Source organism: Serratia sp. 25CWL12, assembly GCF_055790885.1.
This window is the reverse complement of record NZ_CM147698.1, coordinates 2275015-2289169: the sequence shown is the minus strand read 5'-3', so window position 1 is coordinate 2289169 and position 14155 is coordinate 2275015. Positions and strand designations below refer to the sequence as shown.

The 14155-nt window shown below is 46.9% G+C and carries 14 protein-coding genes and 1 tRNA gene; 9 read left to right on the top strand and 6 right to left on the bottom strand.

What is annotated here, in order from left to right; genetic code table 11:
- Positions 1-8: 8 nt before the first annotated feature.
- The 4 genes from ACX9GV_RS10045 to ACX9GV_RS10030 all read right to left on the bottom strand — a co-directional run bounded on the left by ACX9GV_RS10045 (position 9) and on the right by ACX9GV_RS10030 (position 1812).
- The gene (locus ACX9GV_RS10045; RefSeq protein WP_473195399.1) at positions 9-167 is read right to left on the bottom strand and encodes a hypothetical protein; all 159 of its coding nucleotides are present in this window, start codon (positions 165-167) and stop codon (positions 9-11) included.
- A gap of 38 nt (positions 168-205) precedes the next feature.
- Positions 206-281 (bottom strand) — tRNA-Asn (locus tag ACX9GV_RS10040).
- Between the two features lie 101 nt (positions 282-382).
- Entirely contained in the window at positions 383-1162 is a 780-nt protein-coding gene (mtfA, locus tag ACX9GV_RS10035) for a DgsA anti-repressor MtfA (RefSeq protein ID WP_473195398.1), read from the bottom strand.
- Positions 1163-1587: 425 nt separating this feature from the next.
- The gene (locus ACX9GV_RS10030; protein WP_023492823.1) at positions 1588-1812 is read right to left on the bottom strand and encodes an HP1242/YdcH family protein; all 225 of its coding nucleotides are present in this window, start codon (positions 1810-1812) and stop codon (positions 1588-1590) included.
- Between the two features lie 475 nt (positions 1813-2287).
- Here ACX9GV_RS10030 and ACX9GV_RS10025 point away from each other — a divergent pair, with 475 nt between their 5' ends.
- The 4 genes from ACX9GV_RS10025 to ACX9GV_RS10010 all read left to right on the top strand — a co-directional run bounded on the left by ACX9GV_RS10025 (position 2288) and on the right by ACX9GV_RS10010 (position 6124).
- On the top strand, positions 2288-3103 hold the full coding sequence (locus ACX9GV_RS10025) for an alpha/beta hydrolase (RefSeq protein WP_473195397.1): 816 nt from the start codon (positions 2288-2290) through the stop codon (positions 3101-3103).
- Positions 3087-3458 (top strand): RidA family protein, encoded by a 372-nt coding sequence (locus ACX9GV_RS10020; RefSeq protein WP_473195396.1) that lies wholly within the window; start codon positions 3087-3089, stop codon positions 3456-3458. Before ACX9GV_RS10025 ends, ACX9GV_RS10020 begins: the two co-directional genes overlap by 17 nt.
- 64 nt (positions 3459-3522) lie before the next feature.
- The gene (locus ACX9GV_RS10015; RefSeq protein ID WP_473195395.1) at positions 3523-4707 is read left to right on the top strand and encodes an amino acid aminotransferase; all 1185 of its coding nucleotides are present in this window, start codon (positions 3523-3525) and stop codon (positions 4705-4707) included.
- 13 nt (positions 4708-4720) lie between these two features.
- Entirely contained in the window at positions 4721-6124 is a 1404-nt protein-coding gene (locus ACX9GV_RS10010; protein WP_473195394.1) for an amino acid permease, read from the top strand.
- A 225-nt stretch (positions 6125-6349) separates the two neighbouring features.
- Here the strand turns inward: ACX9GV_RS10010 and ACX9GV_RS10005 are convergent, their stop codons facing one another.
- Positions 6350-6472, bottom strand: a complete 123-nt coding sequence (locus ACX9GV_RS10005) for a hypothetical protein (protein WP_473195393.1) — start codon at positions 6470-6472, stop codon at positions 6350-6352.
- 331 nt (positions 6473-6803) lie between these two features.
- Here ACX9GV_RS10005 and ACX9GV_RS10000 point away from each other — a divergent pair, with 331 nt between their 5' ends.
- The gene (locus ACX9GV_RS10000; RefSeq protein WP_023491490.1) at positions 6804-7055 is read left to right on the top strand and encodes a GlsB/YeaQ/YmgE family stress response membrane protein; all 252 of its coding nucleotides are present in this window, start codon (positions 6804-6806) and stop codon (positions 7053-7055) included.
- Between the two features lie 78 nt (positions 7056-7133).
- On the opposite strand, the gene ACX9GV_RS09995 is transcribed toward ACX9GV_RS10000, so the two are convergent.
- Positions 7134-8141, bottom strand: a complete 1008-nt coding sequence (locus ACX9GV_RS09995) for an NAD(P)H-quinone oxidoreductase (RefSeq protein WP_473195392.1) — start codon at positions 8139-8141, stop codon at positions 7134-7136.
- Between the two features lie 370 nt (positions 8142-8511).
- Between ACX9GV_RS09995 and ACX9GV_RS09990 the strand changes: the two genes are divergently transcribed.
- From ACX9GV_RS09990 to mgtA, 4 genes are all read left to right on the top strand, one after another.
- Complete coding sequence (locus tag ACX9GV_RS09990; RefSeq protein ID WP_235186778.1) at positions 8512-9303, top strand: ion transporter; 792 nt, start codon at positions 8512-8514, stop codon at positions 9301-9303.
- Positions 9304-9632: 329 nt separating this feature from the next.
- Positions 9633-9845, top strand: coding sequence for a transcription antiterminator/RNA stability regulator CspE (cspE, locus tag ACX9GV_RS09985; RefSeq protein WP_023491494.1), 213 nt, complete (start codon positions 9633-9635; stop codon positions 9843-9845).
- A 692-nt stretch (positions 9846-10537) separates the two neighbouring features.
- Complete coding sequence (locus ACX9GV_RS09980) at positions 10538-11236, top strand: MgtC family protein (RefSeq protein ID WP_037385986.1); 699 nt, start codon at positions 10538-10540, stop codon at positions 11234-11236.
- A 196-nt stretch (positions 11237-11432) separates the two neighbouring features.
- Complete coding sequence (gene mgtA / locus ACX9GV_RS09975) at positions 11433-14132, top strand: magnesium-translocating P-type ATPase (RefSeq protein ID WP_473195391.1); 2700 nt, start codon at positions 11433-11435, stop codon at positions 14130-14132.
- The last annotated feature ends 23 nt before the right edge of the window (positions 14133-14155 follow it).

Sequence of the window (14155 nt, the reverse complement as noted above, 5' to 3'; positions counted from 1 at the left end):
AGAGAATGCTATTGAGATAATGTGATCCAGAAAATCAGGGGCGAGGTGACTCGCCCTTGTTTTATCACCAGCACTAAAGAAACGGCAGGGTAGGCACCCAAGGCGAGTTTCGGCTTTTCCATCATGGCGGTATTTGAGGTGTCGATGGTCACCAGAATTAAATACAAAAATCCCGCTTAGTTGCCTAAGCGGGATTTTCTAAATTTGGCTCCTCTGACTGGACTCGAACCAGTGACATACGGATTAACAGTCCGCCGTTCTACCGACTGAACTACAGAGGAATCGTGTGAACGGGGCGCATCATATCCAGCGGCCATCATTGTGTCAATGCTAAATTGTTCTTGATGATCTGACTGCTCATCATCTGAACAAACTCAGCGGTCTAGGGTTCGTCGTTAGCGCCCCAATGCTGCAAACGGCTCAAAGGGTCTTGCTGATAGAAGCGCTTGAAATGGCCATATAATGCAGGGAAACGGTTTACCAGCAGTTCCGGAGCACTAAAGAAGTATTCAGAAAGCACAGCAAAGCATTCTGCGGGATCACTGGCCGCATAAGGGTCCATACTGGCGGCTTCTTCACCTACCATATCGATTTCGTCTTGCAGGTTTTCCATCGCAGTGTGCAGGTCATGTTCCCAGGCGGCAACATCACGTAAAGGAATGAAGGGGATACCTGTCGCGTTGCCGCCGTTACGCATGTCTAATTTATGTGCGGCTTCATGAATAACCAGGTTGAAACCGGAAAGGTCAAAAGAGTCTTGCACATCTTGCCAATTTAACACGATCGGGCCTTGTTCCCAGCTTTGGCCCGCTTGAACGATGGGCCCAGAGTGGACTAATCCAATATCATCCTGCCACTCATCCTCAACCACAAATGGGAAAGGATAAAGCAGGATTTCATTGAAACCATCCAGGTAATCTGCACCCAGTTCCATCACTGGCAAGGCAAATAGCAGCGCAATCCGAGCCTGCATTAATGGCGTCAATTCTAACCCTTGTAACGGTAGGATGCGCTTGTTTTGCAGTAGTTGGCTGGCGACAGCGACCAAACGCCGTTGCTCTTGCTCATTTAAAGGAGCAAGTAGGGGGATATCCAGGGCCTCCTGCCATTGGGCAAAGGTTTCTGCCTGTATTGAATTTGTTTTCCACGGCCATTTAATCATTATGCTGCTCATCAAGGTCACTTGAGTATCAGGCAGTGACTTAGGTGGTGAAGATACGGCAAAAATTCGCTACCCAGCTTCATTCAAGTTGTAGGACAAAGCATATGGTACCGGGGAGTAGGGGGGACTTACCGTACCGCTCTTGGCGTTGGAAGCCCCGATGCTACCTGTAAGCGCGAAGTGTTAAACCTAAGTGTTAAACCTAAATGTTAAATCGATAGAAGTAGACCAACAAGCCTACTTCTAACCGACGTCGACTTCGGCCTCTAGGGCCTTTTACTTCATACTGCCGGTAACGATGATGCTTACAACTTGATTTCACGTGAGTAACTACCCAAGCCGATTCAAATTTCTTAAATGTCGGTGATCATTTGAATCAACCTGGGTATCGATGGTGCCCCTTACCAAGGTGAGGCTCAGCGGGTTTATTTGCTGAGGGCATCCGCCGTTTTGAGAATTTTGTGAAGTTCATCCTTGATATGCAGTTTTTCCTTTTTTAAACGCACGACTTCTTCAGAGTATCCGGAACCCGATGGCCCTTCTAATCTGGAAATTTCATGATCCAGCTGATTGTGTTTTTCAAATAATGACTGAAAGCGAGGATGGTTTGATTTGAGCTGCGATATTAAGTCACGGTATTCTGGAAACATACTCAGGCTCCTTTGAGTCAACGGTAGGTTGGAAGTTTACTCACTTCTACATTAACTCACCGTGGCTACTTTGAAAATGCCCCCTTTCAGTAACGGAATATTATGCTGTTAAAAATAAAATAACCGAGATCATATCGTGGTTTTTACACTTATGTCTAATAAGTAGACCAAAAAAATGACCGTTATGTAGAGTAATGGTGAGGTGAACATCACTAGCCTCGGAAAATAAATAAGGCAGGTGGTAATTGTTACTCGCTACCAGTTTGTACCTTTAGAGGGTAATTGGCATAAACGGGGTAGAAATCATCGTATGTTTCATTGATGAAACGCTAAATAGTTTTACTAGTGAAACATCTCCTGGCAATGATCAAAACTATATCCTCGGTCACGTATTACCCAGCTTTGTTTGTTGACAATTATTTAACCAACCGTTAATAGTTGCATTACATCTTAAATAATAAACAAAGTTTAACATATGAAACTTTTAATGGGCAGTTATGATAACGGTTCTACGGTGAGTGACGAAAAAGCGATTTTATTATCATTCCAGTCGCAAAGTCGGGCTATTTACCAACAGGAACGTCATGAGAGAAATATTGCTTATGGGGATAGCGCGCGGGAAGTTTTTGACTGGTTTTATTCACCAAATGAGTATCAAGGCACATTGATATTTATTCATGGTGGCTATTGGCAATGGTGTGATAAAGAGGATTTTGCTTTTATTGCCAAAAATCCGTTGGCATCAGGTTTCGATGTGGCATTGGTCGAGTATGGTTTAGCACCAGCGACCACATTAATGGGCATTAGCCAACAAATTGGAATGGCATTGGATGCCATTGAACAACGGATAAAACAGCATGACGAGAAGCCGGTTTACCTGGTTGGACACTCTGCGGGTGGCCATTTAGCGGCATTATGGCAGCATCACTCCTGTGTTCAGGCTGTTTTTCCCATCAGTGGTATTTTTGAATTACAACCATTAACAGCCAGTGAGGTAAACCGGAACTTACAATTGACTCGTCAGCAGATAGAAGAGTTGAGCCCAGCCCGTCATATTCCGTTAACCGCTAAGCCAATATGTTTGTTTTATGGGGCAGAGGAACTGCCAGAGTTAATCGGTCAGTCACGTTATTATTATTCTATGCTGCAGAATAAGGGAGGGCCAGTGAGTCTGTGTTCAGTGCCAGGTGCCAACCATTTCAGTGTGTTGGAAATATTATTTTCTGCAGAGAGTGCGTTATACCGCCAATGGCTTGCTTATGGAGAGACCACTGATGAGAAATATCATTGAAACAGGCTTACCGGATATTGGGCAACCATTTTCCTGGGCAACATCTGGCGGCGGGATGCTATTTACCGCTCATGGTCCGGTAAAAATGGATGGCTCGATTGACACCGGGGATCCAGAAAAACAGATCCGGCTAACGTTTGATAATCTTGCCACTACGCTAAAGGCAGCTAAAAGCTGTAGTGATAATGTCCTGCAGGTTATTGTTTATCTGACGGATATCAAATACGTAAAATTACTTGATTCAATATATAGAAATTATTTTGATGCTCCTTATCCCAATCGATCAACGGTTATCGTGGATAAATTAGTTGTTCCAGGGATGATAATAGAAATCACAGTGAGTGCTATTGCTTAATTGTTTTATTAAAGAAACATCTACTCTCCCGCAAATTCATTGAAAAATGAAGGAAGGAAATACCATGCTGAAAAATATTAAAGCTTCAATTCCTGACCCTATTATGTCGCTGATGGAAGCCTATCAGCAGGATGCTCATCCCAATAAAGTCAATCTGGGAATTGGCCTTTATTATGATCATCAAGGGAATATTCCTTTGATGCAGGCGGTACATATTGCAGAGCAGCGTTTGCTGGAACAACAGCGCCCACATGCCTATCCCCCCATTGAAGGTAGCGCGTTATTTGCCAACCAGATTCAGACCTTACTCTTTGGTGAGCCAATCCCGCGCATTGCCACGATACAAAGTATCGGGGGATCCGGCGCGTTAAAGCTGGGAGCTGATTTTATTTATCACTATTTATCGCGTCGTGAAATTTGGTTACCTGACCCCACCTGGGCCAATCATCAGGCGATATTTGAAGGCGCAGGGCTGCAGGTGAATAGCTACCCTTACTTTGATGATCTTTCCGGTCAACTGCGGTTTGAGGCGATGCTTGATACCTTGTCTTCATTGCCAGAAGGGTCGGTGGTGTTGCTCCACCCCTGTTGTCATAATCCTACGGGAACTGACCTTGACCCATCGCAGTGGCGAACACTGATTCATCGGTTGCAACAGCGTCGTTTGTTACCTTTCTTTGATATTGCCTATCAAGGGTTTGGTGATGGATTGGAAGAGGACTGTTTTGCCTTGCGCGAAATACTGAAAACCGACCTGGATTTTTTGGTCAGCAATTCTTTCTCCAAAAACATGGCGCTGTATGGCCAGCGGGTAGGGGGATTATCAATCTGCTGTGACAGCTTGGAAAGCGCAGGCCGGGTAAAAGGCGCGTTAAAAACATTAGTGCGCCGTAGTTACTCTTGCCCGCCGACCCATGGTAGCCAGGTGGTGGAGACGCTGTTGAGTGATCCCCAATTGCACCAGTTATGGGAAAGCGAGTTGACCAGCATGCGCCAACGGATCAAACAGATGCGTATCACCCTGGCCGCTGGGTTGGAACAAGGGGGCTCAACCCTGGATTATGCACGTATCAGCCATCAAAAAGGGATGTTCAGCTATACCGGGCTGAATGAGCAACAAGTGAATCAGTTACGGCAGCAATATTCTATCTATTTAGTCTCACCTGGCCGAATGTGCCTGCCCGGTCTCAATCTGCAGAATGTTGATTATGTGGCCCAAGCCATCCTTGATGTGACCTGTCCCAAGTGAAAGGGGAGTAATCATGAAAGAGAAAGCCGGTTTTAATGAGATAGCTCAACGGCAAGGCGGCTTGCAGAAGCATTTAACCGCCGGGCAAATGACGATGTTGGCGATTGGCGGGGCGATCGGTACTGGCCTGTTTCTCGGTAGTGCTTATGCTATCCAGATGGCGGGGCCAAGCGTGCTGCTCAGTTATTTTATTGGTGGCGTCATTGCACTTCTGTTAATGGGATGTTTGGCGGAGATGACGGCTGAACATCCTACCTCCGGTTCGTTTGGTGATTATGCTGAGTATTACCTGAGCCCACTGTTTGGTTTTTTGGTGCGTTATTCATATTGGTCTTGCGTGGTGCTGGCGGTGGGCACTGAAGTGACGGCGATCGGCGTGTATATGCAATTTTGGTTTCCAGATACGCCCACCTGGCCTTGGGTGCTGTTGTTCTCGGCCGCAGTGATCCTTATCAACATTATCGGGGTCAAATCATTCGGTCAGGTGGAATATGCCCTTTCAACTATCAAGGTGGTGGCGATTTCCGCATTTATTGTAATTGGGGTCGGTATCTTGATGGTTTCCTCTAATCCGACTTTTGGCATTCGTAACTTTACGGATAACGGTGGGTTTTTCCCTTTCGGGGTAAAAGGAATGTGGTTTGCCGTTATTGTATCGATCTTTAGTTACTTAAGTATTGAGATGATCGCGGTGGCGGCCGGGGAAGCAAAAAACCCGGTCACTGCAGTGAAAACCGCATTTAAAGGGACCATTCTGCGGCTGTTTATTTTTTATATGATGTCGATTGCCCTGATGCTGGCCATTGTGCCCTGGCGGCAATCCGGTACTGGCGAAAGTCCGTTTCTGGTGGCGATGAATGTGATCCAATTGCCTGCTGCTGCGGGGATCTTTAACTTTGTGGCGTTGGTTGCCGCGCTGTCGGCGATGAATAGCCAGTTATATATCACTACACGTATGATGTTCTCACTTTCTCGCGCTGGGCAAGCACCTGCTGTTCTGGGTCGCATCAGCAAACGCGGGATCCCGGTCAATGCATTGGCAATATCCTGTATTGGCATTGTGGTTTCCATCATATTGAGTTTTGTTTATCCACAACAATCCTTTGCCGTGATGATGTCTATCTCGGTATATGGGGCTTGTTTTACCTGGTTGATGATTTTTGTTACTCATCTGTTTTTCCGCCGCCAGCATACTCAGACGCAGCTTAAGTTCCGCATGTGGGGCTACCCCTATTTTACGTTATTGGGGGGGACATTGATGTTCGCGTTAATGGTGACAACACTGTTTACCGACTTTTTTAAAATGACACTGTTGTTTGGTATTCCATTTACGTTGTTGCTGGTGCTGATTTATTACTATCGTCGTCAGACCCTGACAGCGGTTAGTGACAATGTATCAGTACAGAATATGGAATGATGGGTGATCGAGCTTCTGATCCCCTTTGTAGTTCTATCGGGGATAGCAGGGGGTCTGCGTGTCGATATGGGAAAGAGGCAGAATAATCGGTGTGAAAAGCCATCTATAGGCTCAAAGTTATGCCCTTTGAGCCCTATCGGTAATTTGGCTATCCACCTTCGAACCTGTAATCTGGCGCTTAAAGCATCACCAGGAGTACGGTTAGGCAAGTGAAAGGATATCGACCTAGCCCTGGAAGATCATTGACAACAACTGGCCATACTTGGTCAGCATTGCCAAAGAACCATCCCACACGGCAGCAAGAGTATAGACCAAAACCAGAAATAGCATGAAAGAAGGGTTATTCATGGCGCTACCCTCGGTCAAAACTCGATTGACGCATATAGAGTATAGCTTATTAAAGCATCTAGATATGACAGTTTTATTAATATAGCATAAATTTTGCTCAGTTAAAGTGTGCTGCTTGGGGAGGATGTCAGATGCTGATTCTTTGCCTATAGTAATAGTGTCTGTTCCAGATTTGATTCAAATTACAGTTAATAAGTCTGTAGCTTGAATAATGAAGGGTTAAGGTATCGCTTATCCGAGTGTGCTCTCGGGGGAGGATAATAACTGTAACGGCTGAGCCGGAATGGTTATTTGATTGCTGTTAGGCAAAAAGTGCATGGGGAGAGTCAACATGGGCATCATTTCCTGGATTATCTTTGGCTTAATCGCCGGTTTTTTGGCTAAGTGGATTATGCCAGGCAAGGATGAAGGTGGTTTGATCATGACTATCATTCTGGGGGTTGTTGGGGCGGTAGTCGGTGGGTTTATCAGTACCCGGTTTTTCCAGATGGGTGGGGTTGACGGTTTTAATATAGGTAGTTTCGCGGTTGCTGTTGTTGGTGCTTTGATAGTGCTTTTTGTTTACAGAAAACTCAAAAGCTGATTGAAGTGACATCAAATAAGGCCGCTATAGCGGTTCTCAAGGGGGCAAGGTTGGCCCCCTTCCTTGTGGCGTGACAGCTTAAATTGTGAGAACAATCTTGCCAATATGAGCACTGGATTCCATCAGTGCATGGGCCTGTGAGGCTTGTTCCAGCGGGAAGGTTTTAAAAATCTGCGGCTTTAGCACACCACGTTCTAACAATGGCCATACTTTCATGGCCAGATCGTCTGCGATTTGTGCTTTATCTTCAACACTGCGTGCCCTTAACGTCGAACCGCTATGAGTGAGGCGCTTGAGCAATAATGGCATCAGGTTGAGTTCTTTAACCACGCCGTTTTGGGTGCCAATTTGTACAATTCGCCCGTCCATCGCCGCCGCTTTATAGTTCTTCTCAACATACTCGCCAGCAATTAGATCGACAATAACATCAGCTCCTTTACCGTTGGTGGCGAGTTTGGCCTGCTCGACAAAATCTTCAGTGTGGTAGTTGATCGCCACATCAGCCCCCAGGGCCAGGCTGGCCTGCCGTTTTTCTTCTGACCCTACGGTGGTGATGACGTAAGCATGGAAAGCCTTAGCCAGCATAGTGGCCACCGTGCCAATGCCAGAAGTACCACCATGGATCAGCACGGTTTCCCCCGCCTGCAAGTGCGCACGCTGAAAAACATTGACCCAAACAGTGAAAAAGGTTTCTGGAATGGCGGCCGCTTCCACCAGGCTTAATCCGTGGGGGACCGGTAAGGCATTGCGTTCATCAACCTGGCAGTATTCAGCATAACCCCCACCGGCGACCAGCGCACAAACCTGATCCCCTGGTTGATATTTTTGTACGTTGCTCCCCACGGCGGCAACAACACCAGCCACTTCCAAGCCAGGAATATCTGAAGCCCCAGGCGGGGGAGGATAGTGACCACGTCTTTGCATCACATCTGGGCGGTTAACGCCAGCGGCAGCGACTTTTACCAGAATTTCGCCAGCTGCCAATGTGGGCAAGGGCCGTTGAGCAAGCACCAGAACATTGGGTTCACCGGGCTGACTGATTTCGATGACTTTCACGGTGTCAGGAAGTCGTAGATGGCTGGGCATGTTCTTATCCTTAAACGGTGTGATAGGGAGGCGGTTGACTCTATCTATCCTATAGACCTGTCACCCTGCAAGCGAGGGAGGATAACAGAGACTTACTCGAATCATTAAGTCAGTGTAAGCTAGAACGGATAGGACTATTTGGCGTATGGAACTAGTTTGCGTATGGAACAGCTGCTATTCAAGTGGCAGGGTTACGCCGAGGGCGTCAGTGCACTTGCCGTTGGCGTTTTTCAGAGCTATGTGTGCAACTGAAATATTACAAAGTAATTTATATAACCTATTGAATATGCAGAATAAAGAAAAGATTACAACCTTGCGTCAGCGCTGTTATCAACAGTTGTTTGATAACCAATCCCGTTCAGGGAGGCGAATGGAAGCATTTTGGATCACCATCACCTTACTGAGCGTCGTGGTGCTGTTTCTTGAACCCGGTGGTAACACGGTATATATCCCCAATGCGCAACTGGTCCATCTGCTATTTTGTGCGGAATTATTTTTCACTGCGGTGTTTACTGTGGAGTATCTACTGAGGTTGTGGGCGACGCCAAGTAAAGAGCGTTATGCCTACAGTTTTTTCGGTATTGTGGACTTGTTATCCATGTTGCCGATGTACATCATCTGGCTTTTTCCGCAGCTGGGGATGGAGTCTGTCCTGTTGTTGCGTGTGTTGCGGATATTACGTGTATTACGTGTACTGAAATTGCTGCGCTACATGAATGGGATGAACATCGTCTGGCGCAGTCTGAAGTTAGCCCGGCATAGGCTGGCTGTATTTTTTGCCTTTGTTGCGGTGGTGTTATGTATTTTTGGTGGGCTGATGTATGCGGTTGAGGGTGGTAGCGGCGAGTTTACCAGCCTGGCCGCTTCGATGTATTGGGCGGTAGTGACCTTAACGACGGTAGGCTATGGTGATATCGTGCCACACACGGCGTTCGGGAGATTGTTGGCTTCGTTGTTGATCTTGGTCGGTTATTCGATTATTGCGGTACCAACAGGTATTTTTACCTCCTATATGACACAGGAATTGCAACGCCATCGTGATCGTCAAATGCGTCATTGTGAGGGGTGTTTACGTGGTGGACATGAAAATGACGCGCTATTCTGTAGGTTTTGCGCTTCAGAGTTGCCCGAGCTATCAACAAAACCCACTGATGAATCTTAGGTTGTCCAAGCGTAGCCGGAGACAGCAACACCCGGGGGTTGCTGTCTTATGAGGGATATCTTAAGTGGCTGGATAGTGTTCAATGGGAGCTGTTTCTGAGCCCTGAGGGACGAAAACAGTTGCTATTAAATGCGGGCTATGCGTTAATAGCCCTGGCCTGTGGTACAGACCTATTTATGCACGACATTTTGAGTAAAGTAGTTCAAATTTAAAGCGTTATCCTTGATAGCTCTTCACTGACGAATTTCCTTTCTAGTGCCTCCATAAGTAACTGATAACCGGCTATTACATGCCCATGGCGGCTTAAATTTTTTTTGAAGGAAATCGACATGTCTAACATGATCAAAGGTCAAGTGAAGTGGTTCAACGAGTCTAAAGGTTTTGGTTTTATCACTCCTGCAGACGGTAGCAAAGATGTGTTTGTACACTTCTCTGCTATTCAGAACCAAGGCTTCAAGACCCTGGCAGAAGGCCAGACAGTACAGTTCTCTATTGAGAACGGTGCTAAAGGTCCATCAGCGGCTAACGTTACCGCTATCTAATCAGTTTTTGGCTGATTAAAGAACCGCTTTGGCGGTTGGCCAAAATGATTATTCTAACCCTGTGAGCATCATGCTGACAGGGTTTTGTTTTTTATATCCGCCGTTAATCCATCTCCGCCATATTGGCTTGCCTGCATGACTTGGTTCATCCATAAACTCCTCTGATCCGAAACCTGCATAAGCAAGGTTCAAAATACATTGCACTTTGTTTTGAAAATTCAATGCGCTTAGGGATGAATAAGATATCTATAAAAATATTCCTATTGCATGGATTTATTCTTTACTTTGTAAAACCAGATAACTATAATTCAAACCAAATTTCAGTGGAGAAAATATATTGGACAGTTGCAGTAGTAGCGAAATAAGCAAGGCAAGCTAACCTATCTCTTCTGATTTGTTGCTTGCCGAAAACGGCGGGCAGCACCCTCTCATTACTTCGAGCTGTGCAAACCCGAAAATAAATTTATGTATACCCGAGAGCTAATTACTTCGGGTGAATGAATTCGGATGTTATTATGGTATTGACTAGCCACAGCCTTTTCCCTCCAGGCAATAGCACGCTAACTCGCTGATTATTAATCAGCGCGAATTCGCGTGTGCTTAAAGCTTTATTACTTGATGCAATAATTTTCAGGTATCTCGAATATAGCAGCACATGATTTGACCTCCTGTTATTAATTAAGGGGACTATCATGGCTATGACTCCTTTTGTTTTGAATTTATTACTGGCGATGAGCCTGGGTGCAGTGATTGGTGCCGAGCGCCAATGGCGTCAACGCATGGCAGGTTTGCGAACCAATGCGTTGGTGGCCACTGGGGCTGCGCTATTTATCCTGAGCTCAGCGACGGCTGAACCCTCTAGTGCTGGGCGTATCGCGGCACAGATTGTTTCTGGTATTGGCTTCCTTGGCGCAGGGGTAATTATGCGCGAAGGGTTCAATATCCGCGGCCTGAATACGGCAGCGACGTTATGGTGCTCGGCCGCTATTGGGGTGCTCTGTGGCCTAGGGCAGCATTGGGAAGCGGCCTCGGCAACCATGGTGATTCTCTGTGCCAATATCCTGCTGCGTGAAGCCGCTCAACGTATCAATCTGCAACCGCAGCAACAAGCGGTAGACCTCGAGTTGCGTTACCGTATTCAGGTGACCTGTGGTGAGCAGGATGAAATTATGGTTCGCACATTGATATTGCAGGCATTGAATGGCGTCGCATTACGTTTACAGTCGCTGCGTAGTGCTGATATTGCCAGCCCGGGTCAGTTGGAAGTTTGTGCCGAGATCTTGGCTAATCCAGGAGCACAAAAAGAGATTGAAGGCATTGTTTGTCGGGTAAGTTTAGAACGTAGTGTCAGTGCAGTTCATTGGCGTATCGCTTCAGAGTTACCCAGTTAATTATCATTTATCTTCACCTAATAGGTGATAAGGATGTGTTATGGACGATCACCCCAGAGGTTTTATTATTATGCGTTGTTAATGTAATAACAATCACGCTAACAACGCCATTTAAATAAATAATAGTCTGCATATGTTCACCCGTTATTACGGGCGGGGTATCCCTGCGTGCAGAGTAAAATAAGAGAATAGCGTTATGACTTATCTAAAAGAAAACACTCGTCGCCATGATAAAGGCCACGAACCTTATGCCATTGCTTTAGAGGCAAAGAACAGCCTTGATCAAACATTGGCAAATTTGAACTGTAACCGCATTGGGCTAACCCAGGAAGATGCTCAAGAACGATTAGAACAGTTTGGTATTAACCAGGTTGCACATGAGAAAGCCCCTCATGCTTTGATTCAATTAATCAGCGCATTTAATAATCCATTTATCTTTGTACTGATGGTGTTGGCGGCGATCAGTTTCTTTACCGATTATTGGCTACCCGCCCGGCACGGTGAAGAAACCGATCTTACTGGCGTCATTATTATTTCGGTGATGGTAACACTGAGTGGTTTGCTGCGTTTCTGGCAGGAGTATCGCACCAATAAGGCTGCAGAATCACTCAAGTCGATGGTGCGTACCACCGCGACGGTATTACGTCGTCACACTTTTAACAGCCAACCGCAGGCGTTGGAGATCCCGCTTCGTGAGCTGGTGCCCGGCGATATTATTCAGCTTTCTGCTGGTGACATGGTGCCGGCTGATGTTCGCTTGCTCAATTCACGTGACCTGTTTATCAGCCAGGCAATTTTGACCGGCGAAGCGATTCCCATCGAGAAATATGATGTGATGGGCAACGTCAGTCAGAAATCCCTCGAAATAGATCCCTCCAGTGAAAGTGAGTTACTTGAACTGTCGAATATTTGCTTGATGGGGACTAACGTGGCCAGTGGGACAGCCACGGCGGTGGTGGTGGCTACCGGAGGGAGAACTTATTTTGGCTCGTTGGCTAAGTCGATTGTTGGCACTCGATCGCAAACTGCTTTTGACCGCGGGGTGAACAGCGTTAGTTGGCTGTTGATCCGTTTTATGTTGGTGATGGTACCGATTGTTTTGCTGATCAATGGGTTCACCAAGGGGGACTGGAGTGAAGCGGCGCTGTTCGCGTTGGCCGTGGCCGTGGGGCTGACGCCAGAAATGTTGCCAATGATTGTTAGTTCGAACCTGGCAAAAGGGGCGATTGCCATGGCACGCCGCAAAGTGGTGGTGAAGCGCCTGAATGCTATCCAGAACTTTGGTGCCATGGATGTGCTCTGTACCGATAAAACCGGGACGTTAACCCAAGATCGCATCATTCTGGAACACCATCTGGATGTGAATGGTTGCAAAGATAATCATGTGCTGCATTTGGCTTGGCTGAACAGCTTCCACCAAAGTGGCATGAAAAATCTGATGGATCAGGCGGTGATCCGTTTTGGCCGGGGTAAACCCGGGGTCGAGGCATTGGGGCGTTACAGCAAGGTTGATGAGCTGCCGTTTGACTTTATACGTCGCCGCCTATCGATAGTGGTGCAAGATGAAGCACAGCATCATTTGTTGATTTGCAAAGGTGCCGTAGAAGAGATGCTGGAGATTGCCACTCACGTGCGTGAAGGGCAGCAGACACTGCCGCTGGATGATGCGCGCCGCGCTGCTTTGCAGGCATTGGCTAGCCAGTACAATGAAGATGGTTTTCGGGTATTGTTACTGGCAACACGCGAACTGGGGCTACAGGGTTGCACCTTGCCACTTGGCATCGCGGATGAGCGTGACCTGGTGATTGAAGGGGTCTTGACCTTTCTTGATCCACCGAAAGAGAGTGCCCAAGAGGCCATTGCCGCACTACAGGAAAATGGCGTAGCGGTGAAAGTACTGACCGGCGATAACCCGGTGATTACCTGCAAAATTTGCCGAGATGTGGGTTTGGAGCCAGGGCAGCCACTCTCTGGCCTGGAGATTGAGCAGATGGATGATGCTCAACTGGCGTGTGAAGTGGAACAGCGCACGGTATTCACCAAGTTAACGCCGTTGCAAAAATCGCGCGTGCTAAAAATGTTGCAGGGGAATGGTCATACAGTGGGTTTTCTGGGTGATGGTATTAATGATGCCCCAGCACTACGTGATGCGGACGTGGGGATCTCGGTGGATACAGGGACCGATATTGCCAAGGAGTCCGCAGATATTATCCTGCTGGAAAAAAACCTGATGGTGTTGGAAGAAGGGGTCCTCAAAGGGCGTGAAACCTTCGGTAATATCATCAAATATCTCAATATGACCGCCAGTTCCAACTTTGGTAACGTGTTCTCAGTGCTGGTAGCCAGCGCATTTATCCCATTTTTGCCGATGTTGGCCATCCACTTATTATTACAAAACCTGATGTACGATATCTCGCAACTGTCATTGCCATGGGACAAGATGGATAAAGAGTTTCTGCGTAAACCACGTAAATGGGATGCGAAGAATATTGGCCGCTTTATGCTGTGGATCGGGCCCACTTCATCGATCTTCGATATCACCACTTATGCGCTGATGTGGTTTGTGTTTGCTGCTAATAGCGTGGAACATCAGGCTTTGTTCCAATCTGGCTGGTTTATTGAAGGGTTGTTGTCACAAACATTAGTCGTGCACATGTTGCGTACTCAAAAGATCCCCTTTATTCAGAGCACAGCAGCTTTGCCTGTGTTGTTGACTACCGGAGTGATTATGGCTCTGGGTATCTATATCCCGTTCTCCCCGTTGGGGGCGTGGGTGGGCTTGCAACCGCTACCGTGGGAGTACTTCCCTTGGTTGGTTGCCACGTTAGTTAGCTACTGTGTCGTGGCACAATTGATAAAGCGTATCTACATCCGCCGTTTCGGCACATGGTTTTAAATGATTTCCGCCGGCGAAAGTCG

What these genes read in the sequence shown, in the direction of transcription:
- mtfA (WP_473195398.1), bottom strand. Translation starts at nt 1,162, where the DNA reads ATGATTAAATGGCCGTGGAAAACAAATTCAATACAGGCAGAAACCTTT.
- ACX9GV_RS10030 (WP_023492823.1), bottom strand. Translation starts at nt 1,812, where the DNA reads ATGTTTCCAGAATACCGTGACTTAATATCGCAGCTCAAATCAAACCAT.
- ACX9GV_RS10025 (WP_473195397.1), top strand. Translation starts at nt 2,288, where the DNA reads ATGAAACTTTTAATGGGCAGTTATGATAACGGTTCTACGGTGAGTGAC.
- ACX9GV_RS10020 (WP_473195396.1), top strand. Translation starts at nt 3,087, where the DNA reads ATGAGAAATATCATTGAAACAGGCTTACCGGATATTGGGCAACCATTT.
- ACX9GV_RS10015 (WP_473195395.1), top strand. Translation starts at nt 3,523, where the DNA reads ATGCTGAAAAATATTAAAGCTTCAATTCCTGACCCTATTATGTCGCTG.
- ACX9GV_RS10010 (WP_473195394.1), top strand. Translation starts at nt 4,721, where the DNA reads ATGAAAGAGAAAGCCGGTTTTAATGAGATAGCTCAACGGCAAGGCGGC.
- ACX9GV_RS10005 (WP_473195393.1), bottom strand. Translation starts at nt 6,472, where the DNA reads ATGAATAACCCTTCTTTCATGCTATTTCTGGTTTTGGTCTATACTCTT.
- ACX9GV_RS10000 (WP_023491490.1), top strand. Translation starts at nt 6,804, where the DNA reads ATGGGCATCATTTCCTGGATTATCTTTGGCTTAATCGCCGGTTTTTTG.
- ACX9GV_RS09995 (WP_473195392.1), bottom strand. Translation starts at nt 8,141, where the DNA reads ATGCCCAGCCATCTACGACTTCCTGACACCGTGAAAGTCATCGAAATC.
- ACX9GV_RS09990 (WP_235186778.1), top strand. Translation starts at nt 8,512, where the DNA reads ATGGAAGCATTTTGGATCACCATCACCTTACTGAGCGTCGTGGTGCTG.
- cspE (WP_023491494.1), top strand. Translation starts at nt 9,633, where the DNA reads ATGTCTAACATGATCAAAGGTCAAGTGAAGTGGTTCAACGAGTCTAAA.
- ACX9GV_RS09980 (WP_037385986.1), top strand. Translation starts at nt 10,538, where the DNA reads ATGGCTATGACTCCTTTTGTTTTGAATTTATTACTGGCGATGAGCCTG.
- mgtA (WP_473195391.1), top strand. Translation starts at nt 11,433, where the DNA reads ATGACTTATCTAAAAGAAAACACTCGTCGCCATGATAAAGGCCACGAA.